The 14,085-nt window shown below is 72.4% G+C and carries 12 protein-coding genes; 7 read left to right on the forward strand and 5 right to left on the reverse strand.

Annotated features, from left to right (window positions below):
- Positions 1-3,384: an AAA family ATPase gene (locus tag AB0B66_RS32910; protein ID WP_360537328.1), complete on the reverse strand. Its 3,384-nt coding sequence runs from the start codon at positions 3,382-3,384 to the stop codon at positions 1-3.
- Between the two features lie 255 nt (positions 3,385-3,639).
- Between AB0B66_RS32910 and AB0B66_RS32915 the strand changes: the two genes are divergently transcribed.
- A complete protein-coding gene (locus AB0B66_RS32915) occupies positions 3,640-3,945 on the forward strand; it encodes a hypothetical protein (protein ID WP_360537330.1) in 306 nt (101 codons plus the stop codon).
- A gap of 58 nt (positions 3,946-4,003) precedes the next feature.
- On the opposite strand, the gene AB0B66_RS32920 is transcribed toward AB0B66_RS32915, so the two are convergent.
- Both AB0B66_RS32920 and AB0B66_RS32925 read right to left on the reverse strand, forming a co-directional pair.
- Positions 4,004-5,677, reverse strand: a complete 1,674-nt coding sequence (locus AB0B66_RS32920) for a cellulose binding domain-containing protein (RefSeq protein ID WP_360537332.1) — start codon at positions 5,675-5,677, stop codon at positions 4,004-4,006.
- A gap of 203 nt (positions 5,678-5,880) precedes the next feature.
- Complete coding sequence (locus AB0B66_RS32925) at positions 5,881-6,573, reverse strand: Crp/Fnr family transcriptional regulator (protein WP_144121521.1); 693 nt, start codon at positions 6,571-6,573, stop codon at positions 5,881-5,883.
- A 200-nt stretch (positions 6,574-6,773) separates the two neighbouring features.
- Between AB0B66_RS32925 and AB0B66_RS32930 the strand changes: the two genes are divergently transcribed.
- Entirely contained in the window at positions 6,774-7,655 is an 882-nt protein-coding gene (locus tag AB0B66_RS32930) for a phosphotransferase (protein ID WP_360537334.1), read from the forward strand.
- A 160-nt stretch (positions 7,656-7,815) separates the two neighbouring features.
- Here AB0B66_RS32930 and AB0B66_RS32935 read toward each other — a convergent pair whose 3' ends face one another.
- Positions 7,816-8,643, reverse strand: coding sequence for a DUF1028 domain-containing protein (locus AB0B66_RS32935; protein WP_360537336.1), 828 nt, complete (start codon positions 8,641-8,643; stop codon positions 7,816-7,818).
- Between the two features lie 56 nt (positions 8,644-8,699).
- On the opposite strand from AB0B66_RS32935, the gene AB0B66_RS32940 reads away from it, so the two are divergent.
- The 4 genes from AB0B66_RS32940 (at position 8,700) to AB0B66_RS32955 (ending at position 11,957) form a co-directional block, all read left to right on the forward strand.
- The gene (locus AB0B66_RS32940) at positions 8,700-9,236 is read left to right on the forward strand and encodes a polyadenylate-specific 3'-exoribonuclease AS (protein ID WP_360537338.1); all 537 of its coding nucleotides are present in this window, start codon (positions 8,700-8,702) and stop codon (positions 9,234-9,236) included.
- 264 nt (positions 9,237-9,500) lie between these two features.
- Complete coding sequence (locus AB0B66_RS32945; RefSeq protein ID WP_360537340.1) at positions 9,501-10,526, forward strand: 6-phosphofructokinase; 1,026 nt, start codon at positions 9,501-9,503, stop codon at positions 10,524-10,526.
- Between the two features lie 89 nt (positions 10,527-10,615).
- Entirely contained in the window at positions 10,616-11,437 is an 822-nt protein-coding gene (gene proC / locus AB0B66_RS32950) for a pyrroline-5-carboxylate reductase (RefSeq protein ID WP_360537342.1), read from the forward strand.
- A 154-nt stretch (positions 11,438-11,591) separates the two neighbouring features.
- Entirely contained in the window at positions 11,592-11,957 is a 366-nt protein-coding gene (locus AB0B66_RS32955) for a hypothetical protein (RefSeq protein WP_360537344.1), read from the forward strand.
- Here the strand turns inward: AB0B66_RS32955 and AB0B66_RS32960 are convergent.
- On the reverse strand, positions 11,909-12,463 hold the full coding sequence (locus AB0B66_RS32960) for a hypothetical protein (protein WP_360537346.1): 555 nt from the start codon (positions 12,461-12,463) through the stop codon (positions 11,909-11,911). The two genes, AB0B66_RS32955 and AB0B66_RS32960, sit on opposite strands and share 49 nt — an antisense overlap.
- Positions 12,464-12,579: 116 nt before the next feature.
- Here AB0B66_RS32960 and AB0B66_RS32965 point away from each other — a divergent pair, with 116 nt between their 5' ends.
- Complete coding sequence (locus AB0B66_RS32965) at positions 12,580-14,007, forward strand: class II 3-deoxy-7-phosphoheptulonate synthase (protein ID WP_360537348.1); 1,428 nt, start codon at positions 12,580-12,582, stop codon at positions 14,005-14,007.
- Positions 14,008-14,085: the final 78 nt, after the last annotated feature.

Genomic DNA, 14,085 nt, shown 5'->3' on the forward strand with positions numbered 1-14,085 from the left:
TCAGCTCAGCAGGCCCGTCGCGCGGTAGCGGGCCGCGAACTCGCGCAGTTCGGCCAGGCCGGGCTCGTCGAGGCTGCCGGCCCGCGCCGCCCAGGCCAGCGACAGCATCCGGTTGCTGGCGTCGCCGATGCGGGCGAAGTGGGCGGCCGCGGTGACGTGCTCACCGGCGACCGTGGCCAGGGCCGCCCGGACCCAGGGCGTACGCCGTGGCGAGCGCGCCAGCATGTTTCGCACCCGCTCCTGGTCGACGGCCCCCAGCAGCGCCGCCGCGTGCCCTGCGGCCGCCACCCACTCGCCGAACGGCAGCATCACCCGGGCCTGCCAGTCCTGCTCCAGCTCGCCGAGCAGGGACGAGGCCTCCTCGGCCCGGCCCTGCAGCGCCCGGCACAGCGCGGCGGGGGCGACGGCTCCCCGCAGCACCCGGTGGAACCCGCTGCGGCGGGCGGAGTCGAGCAGCTTCTCGATGGCGTCGTCGTCGGGCTGCTCGCCGCGCAATACCCGGATCCAGGACGAGGTGAGCACCGACATGGCATCCCACTCGGCCGCGCTGGAGCGCATCGTCTCGCTGATGGCGCGCACCTGGGTGTCCCAGTCCCCGGCGAAGAAGGCGTCGGCCGCCTCCTTGTGAAAGTTCGTGGCCAGGCTCAGCCCGCCCGCGATGTCCACGGTGCGCTGCTCGTCCAGCAGCCGGTGGTGCCGGGGCAGGTCGCCCTCCTCCAGGCAGGCCCAGGCGTAGTTCTGCACCGCCCGGCGGCGGCTGGTCAGCCGGTGCTCCCGGCAGTGCTCGGTGAGCAGCTCCAGCTCGCTGAACCCGGTCGGATCGCCGGCGATGTAGCGCGCCGTGGCGGAGGTGATGCGGGCGTTGGCGTGCACCTCGGCCAGGCCGATCCGGTCGGCGATGTCGGCCGCGGCCTCGGCGGCGGCGATCGCCGGCTCGGTCTCGTAGTTCATCATGTGCACCCGGGCCAGCTCCAGCAGCGCCTCGGCCTTCTCCAGGGTCTCCGGCAGCTCCTCGTAGCGCTCCACGGCGGCGTCCAGGTGCGCCAGCGTCGCGGCCCGGTCCGCGCGGCTCCAGGCGACCGTGCCGAGCAGGGTCAGCGCCCGCGCGGCGCCGGCCCGCTCGCCGAGCCGGTCCAGTTCCTCGGCCAGCTCGGCGAGCCGCTGCGCGCCGCCGCCGTCGGCGAACTCGTCCCCGGCCCGGTACAGCGCCAGCTCGGCGGCGAACAGGTCCAGCAGCGGGTCGTGTGCCAGCTTCAGGCTGAACGCCCGGTCCAGCAGCGTCGCCGCGGCGTCCAGGGCATGCAGGGCGTACGCGCGCCGGGCCGCCCGGTGCAGCGCGGTGCGCGCCGCGGGGGCGTACGGCTCGGGGTCCATGCCCAGCGTCCGGGCGATCTCGTGGGCGGCCCAGCGGTGGTTGGCCAGCACCTCGGCGAGGTCGGTCACCCGGTTGTCGGCGATCTGCTCCAGCCAGTCGGCGGTGCGCTGGTGCCGGGTGACCCGCTCGCTGCGCGGCAGCCGCTGGTAGCAGACGTCGCGGACCAGCACGTGGCGGAACGCGTACTCCGGCTCGCCGGCCATGGCCGAGGTCGGGTGCTCGGCGACCAGATCACGCTGCTGCAGCCGCTGCAGGGACCGGGTCACCACGTCGACGGGCAGGCCCAGCGAGCCGGCCACCGCGCCCGGCCAGAACTGGGTGCCGACGACCGCGGCGGCCTGCAGCACCGAGCGGTCCGTCGGGTCGAGCAGGTCGAGCCGGTTGGCGATGACCGCCTGCACCGTCTGCGGCATCGGGGTGGCGTCGCCGTCGGCCAGCGCCCAGTTGCCGCCGACCGGGCGCAGCTCGCCCCGCTCGACCAGCATGCGCACGAACTCGTGGGCGTAGAGCGGGTTGCCGCCGGCCAGCTCGACCAGCGGGGCGACCCCGGTGGCGGGGAACACGGCCTGGCCGAACATCAGCCGGTACATGGCGGCGATGTGCTCGTCGTGCATCGGGCCCAGCGACACCGAGACCGCGCCGCTGACCGCGCTGGTCCAGCCCGGCCGCCGCTCGCGCAGCTCGGGCCGAGCGGTGGCGACGACCAGCAGCGGCACGCCGGGACCGATGCTGCCCAGCATCTCGACGAAGCGCAGCATGGCCTCGTCGGCCCAGTGCATGTCCTCGAAGACCAGCACGGTCGGGTTGGCCGTGGTCATCGCCAGCAGGAAGCGCCGCCAGGCGGACTCGGTCTCGGCCGGACTGAGCCCGGCGCCGGGCAGACCGACCAGCGGGCCGAGCGCGTCGCCCAGCCGGGCCGCCTCCAGCTCGCCGCACATGGCCCGCAGCGCGGTCTCCAGCCGGTTGCGGGCGGTCGCCTCGTCGTCGGTGTCGAGGATGCCGACCTGCGCCTTCACGATCTCGGCCAGCGCCGCGTAGGTCACGTTCTCGCCGAACGGCGGGCAGTGCCCGACCCGCCAGCACACCGTGGTCTCCGGGATGCGCTCGGCATGGCGGGCCAGCTCGCGCAGCAGCCGGCTCTTGCCGATGCCGGCCGGCCCGAACACGGTGACCAGCTGCGGGCTGCGGTCGCGGATGGTCCGGTGCAGCGCGGTGACCAGCAGGCCGCGCTCGTGGTCACGGTTGACCATCGGGGTGGACTCGTCCCGGTCGCGCCGCTGCAGCCGCGCGGACACCGCGAGGAAGACCCGGCTGGTCGAGCTGCGGCCCTTGAGCGTGCGGGGCGGCAGCTCGTCGTACTCGATGTCGTCGGCGCTGGCCCGGGCGGTGTCGGCGCACACGAACACCGCGTGCGGCGGGGCGGCGGCCTGCAGCCGGGCCGCGGTGTTGACCACGTCGCCGGCCACGATGGCCTGCCCACCGTCGCGGGCGGCGCCCACGTCGACCAGCGCCTCCCCGGTCGCCACCCCGGCCCGGAAGGTGGCCGCGGCGGCCAGCGGCCCGCGGCTCAGCACCCGCTGCGCCTCCAGCCCGGCCCGGACCGCGCGCAACGCGTCGGTCTCGGTGGCGACCGGCGCGCCGAAGATGGCCATCACCGCGTCGCCGATGTACTTCTCCACCACGCCGCCGAACTGCCGGACCACCTGGCGCACCGCGCTGAAGTACTCCTGCTGCAGGGTGCGCACCTGCTCCGGGTCGGACTGCTCGGCGTACGTGGTGAAGCCGACCATGTCGACGAACAGCACGCTGACCTGACGCCGGTCCTCCCGTGCGGGCGGACCCTGCCCCGCGGCCAGCGGGTTGCCGCAGCCGGTGCAGAAGAGGTCGCCGAAAGCCACCGTACGTCCGCAATGGACGCAAGGTGGGGTCAGGTTCGCCCCGCAGCCGCCGCAGAACCTGTCGTCCGGGCCGGCCGCGCGGGAGCAGTGCGCGCAGGTTGGGGTCTTCACGTCTCCGCCAGGTCGCCGGAGGTCCAGTATGGCCTGACCGCCCGGGTCGTTTCCTTACCGCTGTAGCTAACGCGACAAGGGGTCCGCACCAACACCGCCGCGCGGCTACAGTTTCGTGCACTGACAGACCGCGGCCTGCGCGCCGGGGTCTCGTGTGGCGCTGGAGGCGTTCGGGGGGTCCCGCCGGAGGCGGGCCGCCGGTGCGCACGCCAGCGGACGCTAACCGATCGATGGTCGTACGTGGGAGGCCGAACGATGTTGGTGCGACTGGCGCTCGCCTGGACCGACCCCTTCGGGGTCGCGCACGGCGTGGGCGAGCTTGTGGACATCGACGCGGTCACCCTCGCCGAGCTCGAAGAGCAGGGAGTGGTGGAGAACATGACCGAGATTCAGCCGACGCCCGACCAGCCGCAGAAGGCGTGGGTCGGCCCCGGTGCGCCGCCGACCGGTGACAAGGCGTGGGTCGGCCCCGGGTCGCCGCCCGCCGGTGACAAGGCGTGGGTGGGCCCCGGTGCGCCGCCGGCCGACGACCCGGACGCGGAGACCGACGAGAAGCCGTGACCGCCTGACGTGACGCGGGGGGCGGGCCGGGAGATCCGGCCCGCCCCCTGCCGTTAGCTCAGCTCGCGGTGCAGGCCACCCCGTTGAGCTTCACGTTCGTCGGGGCCGTGGACGGGCCGGAGCCGGTGAAACTCACCGTCCAGCTCTGCGCGGGCGCCAGGTTCGGGGCCCAGCCCGGCGCGGTGACCGTCACCGTGCCGCCGCTGCTGGTGAACGTGCCGTTCCAGCCGTTGACGATCACCTGGCCGCTGCCGAGCGTGAAGGTCAGCACCCAGTTGGCGAACGTGGTGCTGCCGGTGTTGGTGATCACCAGCGAGGCGTTGTAGCCGTTGGGCCATGAGTTGTCGATCCGGTGCACCGCACGGCAGCTCGTCCCGGTGTTCGGGCTGGGGCTCGCGCTGGGGCTCGGCGACGCGCTGGGCGACGGGCTCGTGCTGCGGCTCGGGCTGGCGCTCGGGCTCGGGCTGGCGCTCGGGCTCGGGCTGGCCGACGGCGAGGGGCTCGCCGAGCGGGACGGGCTGACGCTCGGCGACGGGTCGACGACCCCGCTCTTGGCCTTCATGTTCAGCGAGTGCTGCCGGAACACGGCGTGCTCGGGGCAGCCCTGGCCGGAGTCGAAACCGCCGCAGTTGCTGTTGGCGGGGAACCACCAGAACGCGTCGCCGTCGCCGCCGGAAGCCTCCATCTCGGCGTACATCTCGGACCACCAGGTGGTCTTGTCGTCGTGCACGTTCCACTCGCCGAGGAAGAACGGCTTGCCGACCACGGTGTGCGCGTCGCTGATCCAGCGGCGCAGCAGCGCGCGGGCCGAGGCGAAGTTCAGGCCGGCCCAGCCCTCGGCGGGGTACATGTGCCCCGAGGTGAAGTCGATGTACGGCGAGGACTGGATGTAGGTCCACGGGCCGCCGGAGTCGCCGCCGTAGCCGTACTTCGTCTCCTGGCCCTCCTGCCCGGTGCCCAGCAGGTGGTTCGGGTCCAGGCTCTTGACCAGCGCGCCCATCTCGTCGACCCAGGCCCGCAGGGTGGTGCCCGTGGTGTTCTCGTTGGGCGTGGCGTCGGGGTAGCGGGGCTCGTTCATGAGCTCCCAGGCCAGGATGGTCGGGTCGTTCTTCCAGGCCACGCCGGTGAACGAGTTCGTCCTGGTCAGCGCCTTGGTGACGTAGTCGCGGTACTGCGTGAAGCAGCCGGGGCAGGCGGTCTTGTTGAAGAAGCGCCAGCGGTTGGCGTATCCGGTGGGCAGGCCCTCCCAGGACAGGCGCTTGTCGATGCCGCCGTACGCCTCCCAGAAGTTCTCGAACACGGGGATGAGCCGGATGTTGTGGTCCCGGGCGGACTTCATGACGTAGTCGAAGAGGATGAACGCCTCCTCGGTGTAGACGCCCTCGGCGGCCTCGAAGCCCATCCAGTCCTCGTGGCTGAACATCCACAGCCGCAGCACCGACACGTTGTCGCTCTGCAGCCGGGTCATGTGGGCATCGATCTTGGCTTTGTCGACGTACTGCTCGCCGGGCAGCCAGTCGTAGCCGAAGGTGAACACGTCGTAGGTGTTGGTCCCGGCGAAGTGGTAGGGCTTGCCGTCCAGGCAGAAGCGGATGCCGCAGCGGGTGACGAAGCTGTCGCGCGGGTCGGCCGCCTGGGCGGCGGGGGAGCCGACGAACGGCACGGCCAGCGCCAGTGTGGCCGTGACCGCCGCCAGTGCGGCCAGCAGGGCACGCCGTGGAGAACGGGGCATGGGGTCTCCTCGATAACGCGGCCGCTCTCAGCGATGCGGGCACATCGCGGGCGTTGGGAACGGCCGTCAATGGAAGCGCTCCCATACTAGGGTGCGGGCCCCGTCGGGTAAAGCGGTTCAGTAGAGGCCGAACCCGTTGTGCGCGAACGGATCGAGGCTCCACCCCGCGCGGGGTGGAGCCTCGATCGGTGGAACAGTCGGTGTCAGCGGTCCTGCATGCCCGCGCGGCGGCGCAGCGCGGGGACGTCCATCACCACGATGCGGCGGCCCTCGGTGCGCAGCCATCCCCGGCTGGCGAAGGAGCCGATCGCCTGGTTCACGCTCTGCCGCGAGCCGCCCGCCATCTCGGCCAGCTGGCTCTGGTTCAGCTCGATCGTGATCATCGGGGCCTGGCTCTCCCCGGCCAGCCGCACCAGCGTCTTGGCGACGCGGCCGGGCAGGTCCAGGAAGACGTGGTCGGCGTTCTGCTCGGTCAGCCGGCGGATCAGCGCGCCCAGCGAGCGCATGACGGCGTCGAGGATGCGCGGGTTCGAGTGCACCAGCTCCATGAACGCCCCGCGCGACAGTGCCAGCGCGGTGCAGTCCTCCAGCGCCTCGCACGACGCCGAGCGCGCCGAGCCGTCCAGAAGGGACACCTCGCCCAGCACATCCGGCGGGCGCAGCACGGACAGCACCGCGCGCTCGCCGGTCGGGGACGTGCGGAAGATGGCCACCGATCCGCGCTTGAGCACGATGAGGGACTCGCCGGGGTCGTTCTCGACGAACAGCAGCTGCCCCTTGCGGAAGGTGCGGGGCACCGCCGCGGCGATCACCCGCTGCCGAACCTCAGGCTCCAGACCAGCGAACATGTCGACCCCGGTGAGCGCGTCCGCAGCTTCCGGAATGCGAATCTCCACCGCCTACCCCTTCCGTGTTCCCACCCCCACCGGCATCCACGGTCGTGGTGGCCGGTGCAACCCTGGACAGATCATCGCGTGCGTGAGCCGCCACGTCCACTCCGTGCGTCGCCATCGGAGGGCGTCCATCAACAGATCTGCCGTAACGCAGACACCTCCGACGGATACGACACCGTGTCGCCACGTGTGATAATCCGCCCGTGCTGGCTGACGATACGATCCGCACGACACTTCGTACGGCATGGCACCTTCAGCCGGACGGCTGCACTCCGCTGGACGGTGAGCCGACGACATCGACCAGGACGGTTGCCGTAGGTGACCGGCGGTACCTGGCAGTGCTGGTGGCGGCCGGTGAGCGGCGCCGTTTCGAGGCGGGGCTCGCCGCGGCCGAACATCTCGACCGGCAGGGTGTCGACACCGGCGCCCCGGTGCGGGCGGCGGACGGCGCGCTGAGCGTGCCCGTCGGCGAGCACGTGCTCGCCCTGGTCGCCTTCGTGCCCGGCCGCCCGCTCGACGGCGCCGACCCCGTGGACCAGCAGTGGTGGGGCGACCGGCTCGGCGCGGCGCACCGCGGGCTAGCCGGCTTCCGGCATCCGGGTCTGGCCGAGTGGCATCCGCTGCGTCCGGACGCGCCGTATCTGTCCTGTGCGGGCTGGCTGCGGCCGGCGATCACCGGCGCGGTCACCGCGCTGACGAAGCTGCAGATCACCGATCGGCTCACGGTCGGCCCGCTGCACGGCGACCCGCACCCGGCGGCGTTCCGGCTGGACCACGACACCGGTCGCATCGGGCTGGTCAGCTGGCGGTATGCGGGGTTCGGCCCGCTGATGTACGACGTGGCCTCGGCCGTCCGGCACGCGGGCGGCCCGGAGCGGGCGCGGGAGCTGCTGGCGGCGTACGCGGCCGCGGGCCCGGTGCCGGTCGCCGAGATCGAGGGCAGCCTGGACACCCTGCTGCGCTTCCGCTGGGCGCTGGAGGCCGACGCGTACGCCCACGCCCTGGTCACCGGCGACCTGACCCCTGCGGACACCGACCGCTGCCGAGCGGGCCTCGACGAGACCCGCGCCGCCCTGCTCGACTGACCCCGCTCCTGCATCCGTCCCTGCGGCGGGCTCTCTTGATCGTTCGACTTGCCTGGCACCTGTGCGTATCTTGACCCCGCATTCGCCCAGGTGCCTGGCAAGTCGAACGATCATGGTGCGTTCCGTCCCCGGCTCGCGCCGCGCGATGCGCGGTGAACGGTCAGCAGGTGCGGAGGTGGGTGAGGACCAGGGGGTCGATGTGGCCGGGGACCATGCGCTCCTCGAGGTTCTCGATGCCGGCCCAGTCGGACAGGGCGGCGTCGAGATCGGACGCGGTGTGGCCGCGGGCGGTCAGCAGGGCGCGGACCTCGTCGGCGACGGCGTCGCGTAGGGGGAGCAGGGTCGCCGGGTCGGGCTTGCCGAACAGCAGGGTGTGGATGTCGAGCAGGCGGGCCAGCTCGGCGCACGGGTCGGGGTGGTCGTCGACGCGCAGGTCGACCACGATGTCGCTGGTGCCGCCGTAGCCCTGGCCGGGGGCGACGACGTACAGCGCCGCGCTCTGCCGTCCGCGCCGGTCGCCGCCCGCGCCGTCGCCCGCGCGCAGCGCGGCCAGCAGCCGGTACGCCAGCGCCGCGGCCGGGTCGGAGGCCAGCCAGGCGGTCTCCATGGCGGCGGCCACCTCGGGTCCGGTGAGGATGTTGCCCTGGATCGCGTATCCGTCACCGGTGCGCCCACCGGCCCAGCCGTGGCACCCCGACCCGGTGAACGTCGCGCCGTCGCCGGTGCGGCCCACCACGCCGAGCTGGCGCGATTCGCGGTCCGGGTCGGCGGCGGTCAGCCCGGCCACCACGCCGGCCGCCGCGGTGCCGGTGCGCAGCAGGGCCAGCCCCTGCGGGCGGTAGGCCAGGTTGGCGTAGGACTGGGTGGCCAGCGCGCCCACGGCGGCCTCCGCGGCGGGCACGGCTGCCCCGGCGGCCAGGAACTTGCTGGCTACGGCGACCCCGTGTGCGACCCCGTCGGCCGAACGCGCGACGATCGAGAACGTCATGGCGCCCAGGGTAGGGCCCACGGCGCCGGACGCACCGCACAGGGACAGGGGAAGACGTGGCCTACCGCTATTTCTACGACTGCGAGTTCATCGAGGACGGAGTCACCATCGACCTGGTCTCGATCGGCGTGGTCGACGAGTTCGGCCGGGAGTTCTACGCCGTGTCCACCGAGTTCGACCCGAAGCGGGCCATCCCGTGGGTGCGCGACAACGTGCTGAACCTGCTCCCGTCCCCGGCGGACAAGGCGTGGCGCTCGCGCGAGCGCATCCGCACCGAGCTGCTGGAGTTCCTCACCGAGCCGCTGGCCGGCCGGCCGCAGGAGACCATCGAGCTGTGGGCCTGGTACGGCGCGTACGACCACGTGTGCCTGGCGCAGCTGTGGGGGCCGATGGTGGCGCTGCCCCGGGCGATTCCGCGGTTCACCAAGGAGCTGCGCCAGCTGTGGGACGACAAGGGACGCCCGACGCTGCCCGAGGCGGCCACGGCCCGCCACGACGCGCTCGTGGACGCCCGGCACAACCTGGCCCGCTGGAAGGCGATGACGGCGCGTAAGCGCAAGGACGCGAAACCGCCGGCGGTGGACGCCGGGTGAAGGGCCGATGACGGGCCGGAACGGCACGCCCCGGGCTGCCGCGGCTCTGTCACGCACGGGTAACCTTGCCATGACGACACTGTTGCGCTGGCCTGGTGACCGGCTCGCGCCCCCGACATGTGGACAGCGGCGGGGCGTGCTGGCCTTACCCGGGCAAGCCCAGTACAGTGCGCATTTGCGGCCCGCCCCGGCCGGCAGCGTAGCCGTGATCACTCGTCTCCCGGGGCCCGGCAACTGACTACCCGTAATCGGGAGGACGAGAAAATGCGTATCGGCGTACTCACCGGCGGCGGCGACTGCCCCGGTCTCAACGCGGTCATCCGCGCCGTGGTCCGCAAGGGCGTGGGCACCTACGGGCACGAGTTCGTCGGGTTCCGCGACGGCTGGAAGGGCCCGCTGGAGGGCATCACCCGCCCGCTGGGCATCCCGGAGGTCCGGGGCATCCTGCCGCGCGGCGGCACGATCCTGGGCTCGTCCCGCACCAACCCGTTCAAGATCGAGAACGGCGTGGAGCGGATCAAGCAGAACCTGACCGACATGGGCGTGGACGCGCTCGTGGCGATCGGCGGCGAGGACACCCTCGGCGTGGCCACCAAGCTGACCGAGCTGGGCGTGAACGTCGTCGGCGTGCCGAAGACGATCGACAACGACCTGGGCGCGACCGACTTCACGTTCGGCTTCGACACCGCGGTCAACATCGCCATGGAGGCGATCGACCGGCTGCACACCACGGCCGAGTCGCACCACCGCACCGTGGTCGTCGAGGTCATGGGCCGCCACGCGGGCTGGATCGCGCTGCACGCGGGCCTGGCCGGCGGCGCGAACGTGATCCTGCTCCCCGAGCAGAAGTTCGACCTGGACAAGGTCGTCGAGCACGTGGAGACCCGGTTCAAGACCAACTACTCGCCGATCATCGTGATCTCCGAGGGCGCCATGCCGACCGACGGTGACATGATCACCCTCAACGGCGAGCTGGACGCGTTCGGCCACGTGCGCCTCGGCGGCATCGGCAACTGGCTGGCCGACCAGCTGGAGAAGCGCACCGGCAAGGAGGCCCGCGCGGTCGTGCTGGGCCACACCCAGCGCGGCGGCACGCCGACCGCCTTCGACCGGGTGCTCGCGACCCGCTTCGGCCTGCACGCCATCGACGCCGTCCACGAGGGCGACTTCGGCAAGATGGTCGCCCTGCGCAGCACGGACATCGTGCGCGTCCCGCTGGCCGAGGCCACCCGCGAGCTCAAGACCGTCCCCCTCCACCGCTACACCGAGGCCGAGGCCTTCTTCGGCTGAGCCCGACCCACGGCGGGTTGATCATGAACTTAAGGAAGTGTTCGGCGGCGTGTCGGCACCCCTAACTTCATGATCAACCCGCTTCGCGCATGGAGGGAGTACGGATGTACACCGTTGCCGTGATCGGGGCGGGGAAGATCGGAGAGGTGCTGCTCTCCGGGCTGGTGAAGGCCGGGTGGCCGGTGGATCAGATCGTCGCCACCGCGCGGCGGGAGGAACGGGCCGAGCAGCTGCGCAACCGGTACGGCATCAGGGTGCTGGACAACACCGAGGCGGTGGCCGCCGCCGACGTGGTGGCGATCGCGGTCAAGCCGCAGGACGCCGGGGCGCTGATGGCCGAGCTGGGGCCGCAGATCCCGGCCGGCAAACTGGTGATCTCGCTGTGCGCGGGCCTGCCGACGGGCTTCTTCACCAAGTGGCTGGCCGAGGGCACGCCGGTGGTGCGGGTCATGACGAACACGCCCGCACTGGTCGACGAGGCCATGACGGCGATCTCGGCCGGGCCGCACGCCACCGCGCACCACCTGGGCATCGCCGAGGAGCTGTTCTCGCCGCTGGGCCGCACGATCCGGGTGCCGGAGAGCCAGCAGGACGCGGTCACCGCGCTGTCCGGCTCCGGCCCGGCGTACTTCTACTTCCTGGTCGAGGCGATGACCGACGCGGGCATCCTGCTCGGGCTGCCCCGCCAGGTGGCGCACGACCTCATCGTGCAGACCGCGATCGGGTCGGCCATCATGCTGCGCGACTCGGGGGAGCACCCGGTGAAGCTGCGCGAGGCGGTCACCTCGCCCGCGGGCACCACCATCTCCGCCATCCGCGAGCTGGAGAACCACGGGGTGCGCGCGGCGTTCCTGGCCGCCCTGGAGGCCGCCCGCGACCGGGCAAAGGAGATCGCCGACCAGGCGTCCTGAGCGCGTTCACGTGATCGGAGGACCCCCGCGGGATCATTCACGCCTGCGGGGGTTCCTGCTGTTCGGAGCGTCGTCTTAGGCTCGGACCAGGGAGTTTGAGTCGAACCCCCGGCCCCGTAGCTCCGCCCCCGGAGCCGCACGCAAGGAGACGGCCATGCGACGCGCAGCAACGATCCTCGGGACCACCCTCGCCGCCCTCATGATCTCCGCCCCGGCCTACGCCTACGCACACGACAAGGTCACCAACCCCGTGCTGCACGCGATCCTCGACGTGCTCACCCTCGCGGTCGTCACCGCTCCGGTGTGGACCGCCTTCGCCTGGTCCCGCGGCCGCCGCTCGGCAGCGCTGATGCTGCTGATCGGACTGGTGCAGATCCCCGCGGGCGTGCTGGCGTTCGTGCCCATCCCCGACCCCGTGTTGCACGCGGCCGCACTCGTGACCAGCCTCGCGATCACGGTCACCTCGATCGTCTACGTACGGCGCGAGGTCGCCGTCGCCGCCGCGGTCGAGGCCGGCTGAGAGACCCGCTGCCGGGGCGACCCGGCGGACGGTGCGAACCCGCTGTCGGCTGTGTGCGACGAGTCGCGGACGGCCGGCGGCGGTACCGCGCAACCGCCCGATCCGGTGCCGCTGCCGGGTCGGGCGGCGGTGCGCAGGGCCACCCGCTCGCCGTCGAGGTCCAGCTCCAGTTGCTCGCCGCTGCGCCGCACCCGCGGGCAGCCCGCGTGCGGCGCGCTCCAGACCCCGTCGGTGCGCCGGTACGCCGTCCACCGGCAGTGCTCCTCCCCGACGTACCCCCAGGCCATGAAAAGCTCGACGCCCAGGTAGCGGTAGAGCCCCACGGTGGCGGTGCGCCCGTCCTCGGGCCGGCGGAAGAACTCGCCGGTCAGCCCCGGCACGACCTGCCCTTCGAGGTCGACGTCGGCCACGGTCCGGTGCGGTGTGTACTCGGCCAGCCGCGGCAGTGCGCCGACCTCGCGCCGTACGTCGTCGCCCGGCATCGCCGGACCGCTTCGCTCGCTCATGCCTGATCAACGAGGCCGCGCCCTGGCGGCGACACGTTCGCGCAGCGTGATCTCAGGGTGCGGAATGCGCCACGTCGGCTGCGGGCGGCGGTGGACGCGGCCTTACCCTGGAGGCCATGCGCCACGAATGGCATGAGCTCAGGCACCCCGGTCTCGAACTGGGCGACAACCGGCAGCCCGGCGAGTCCGGCGTCACCATCGGCCGGCCCACCACGGTCGCCTCGGCGGAGGATCTGGGTCTGGACCACTGGCGCACCCTGCCGCGGGCGCAGATGCCGCCGTGGGAGGACTACAGCGAGGTCGAGCAGGTGTGCCGGGTGCTGGACTCGGTGCCCTCGGTCGTCGCGCCGTACGAGGTCGACCAGCTGCGCCAGCGGCTGGCGCAGGTCTGCGAGGGCAAGGCGTTCCTGCTGCAGGGCGGCGACTGCGCCGAGACGTTCGCCGACAACACCGAGAGCCACCTGCTGGCCAACGCCCGCACGCTGCTGCAGATGGCGGTGGTGCTGACGTACGGCGCGAGCATGCCGGTGGTCAAGGTGGCCCGGGTGGCCGGCCAGTACACCAAGCCGCGCTCGCAGCCGCTGGACTCGCTCGGCCTGCCCGCGTACCGCGGCGACATGATCAACTCGTTGGAGCCGACGCCCGAGGCCCGCGTCGCCGACCCGCAGCGCATGATCCGGGCGTACGCCAACGCGGCCGCCGCGATGAACATGCTGCGCGCGTACCTCGGCGGCGGCCTGGGCGACCTGCACGCCGTGCACGACTGGAACCGCGACTTCGTGCGCACCTCCGCCTTCGGTGAGCGTTACGAGGCCATCGCCCGTGAGATCGACCGGGCGCTCGCGTTCATCCGCGCCTGCGGCATGACCGACGAGGAGGCGCTGCGCACCGTCACGCTCTACGCCTCGCACGAGGCGCTGGCGCTGGAGTACGACCGGGCGCTGACCCGCATCGCCGACGGCAGGGCGTACGGCCTGTCCGGCCACTTCCTGTGGGTCGGCGAGCGCACCCGCGACCTCGACGGCGCGCACCTGGACTTCATCTCCCGCATCGCCAACCCGATCGGCGTGAAGCTCGGCCCGACCACGACGCCCGACTACGCGCTGCGCCTGTGCGAGATGCTCAACCCCGACAACATCCCCGGCAAGCTCACGCTGATCAGCCGGATGGGCAACCACCAGGTCCGCGACGCGCTGCCGAAGCTGGTCGAGACGGTGCGTGACAACGGCGCGAAGGTCGTCTGGCAGTGCGACCCGATGCACGGCAACACCCACGAGTCGTCCAACGGGTACAAGACCCGCCACTTCGACCGCATCGTCGACGAGGTGCTGGGCTACTTCGAGGTGCACAAGATGCTGGGCACCCACCCGGGCGGCATCCACATCGAGCTGACCGGCGAGGACGTCACCGAGTGCCTGGGCGGCGCGCAGGCCCTGGCCGACGCCGACCTGGAGCGCCGCTACGAGACCGCCTGCGACCCGCGCCTGAACACCCAGCAGTCGCTGGAACTGGCCTTCCTGGTCGCGGAGATGCTCCGCGGCTGAGCCGCGCTCAGCCCATGATCGCCGTTTCCGGTCATGATCTGTGGTTTGTGCGCAGATCATGACCGGAAACGGCGCTCA

Source organism: Catellatospora sp. NPDC049111 (assembly GCF_040648615.1).
GTDB lineage: Bacteria > Actinomycetota > Actinomycetes > Mycobacteriales > Micromonosporaceae > Catellatospora > Catellatospora aurea.

What these genes read in the sequence shown, in the direction of transcription:
- AB0B66_RS32955 (WP_360537344.1), top strand. Translation starts at nt 11,592, where the DNA reads ATGCGACGCGCAGCAACGATCCTCGGGACCACCCTCGCCGCCCTCATG.
- AB0B66_RS32935 (WP_360537336.1), bottom strand. Translation starts at nt 8,643, where the DNA reads ATGACGTTCTCGATCGTCGCGCGTTCGGCCGACGGGGTCGCACACGGG.
- AB0B66_RS32915 (WP_360537330.1), top strand. Translation starts at nt 3,640, where the DNA reads ATGTTGGTGCGACTGGCGCTCGCCTGGACCGACCCCTTCGGGGTCGCG.
- proC (WP_360537342.1), top strand. Translation starts at nt 10,616, where the DNA reads ATGGAGGGAGTACGGATGTACACCGTTGCCGTGATCGGGGCGGGGAAG.
- AB0B66_RS32945 (WP_360537340.1), top strand. Translation starts at nt 9,501, where the DNA reads ATGCGTATCGGCGTACTCACCGGCGGCGGCGACTGCCCCGGTCTCAAC.
- AB0B66_RS32965 (WP_360537348.1), top strand. Translation starts at nt 12,580, where the DNA reads ATGCGCCACGAATGGCATGAGCTCAGGCACCCCGGTCTCGAACTGGGC.
- AB0B66_RS32920 (WP_360537332.1), bottom strand. Translation starts at nt 5,677, where the DNA reads ATGCCCCGTTCTCCACGGCGTGCCCTGCTGGCCGCACTGGCGGCGGTC.
- AB0B66_RS32960 (WP_360537346.1), bottom strand. Translation starts at nt 12,463, where the DNA reads ATGAGCGAGCGAAGCGGTCCGGCGATGCCGGGCGACGACGTACGGCGC.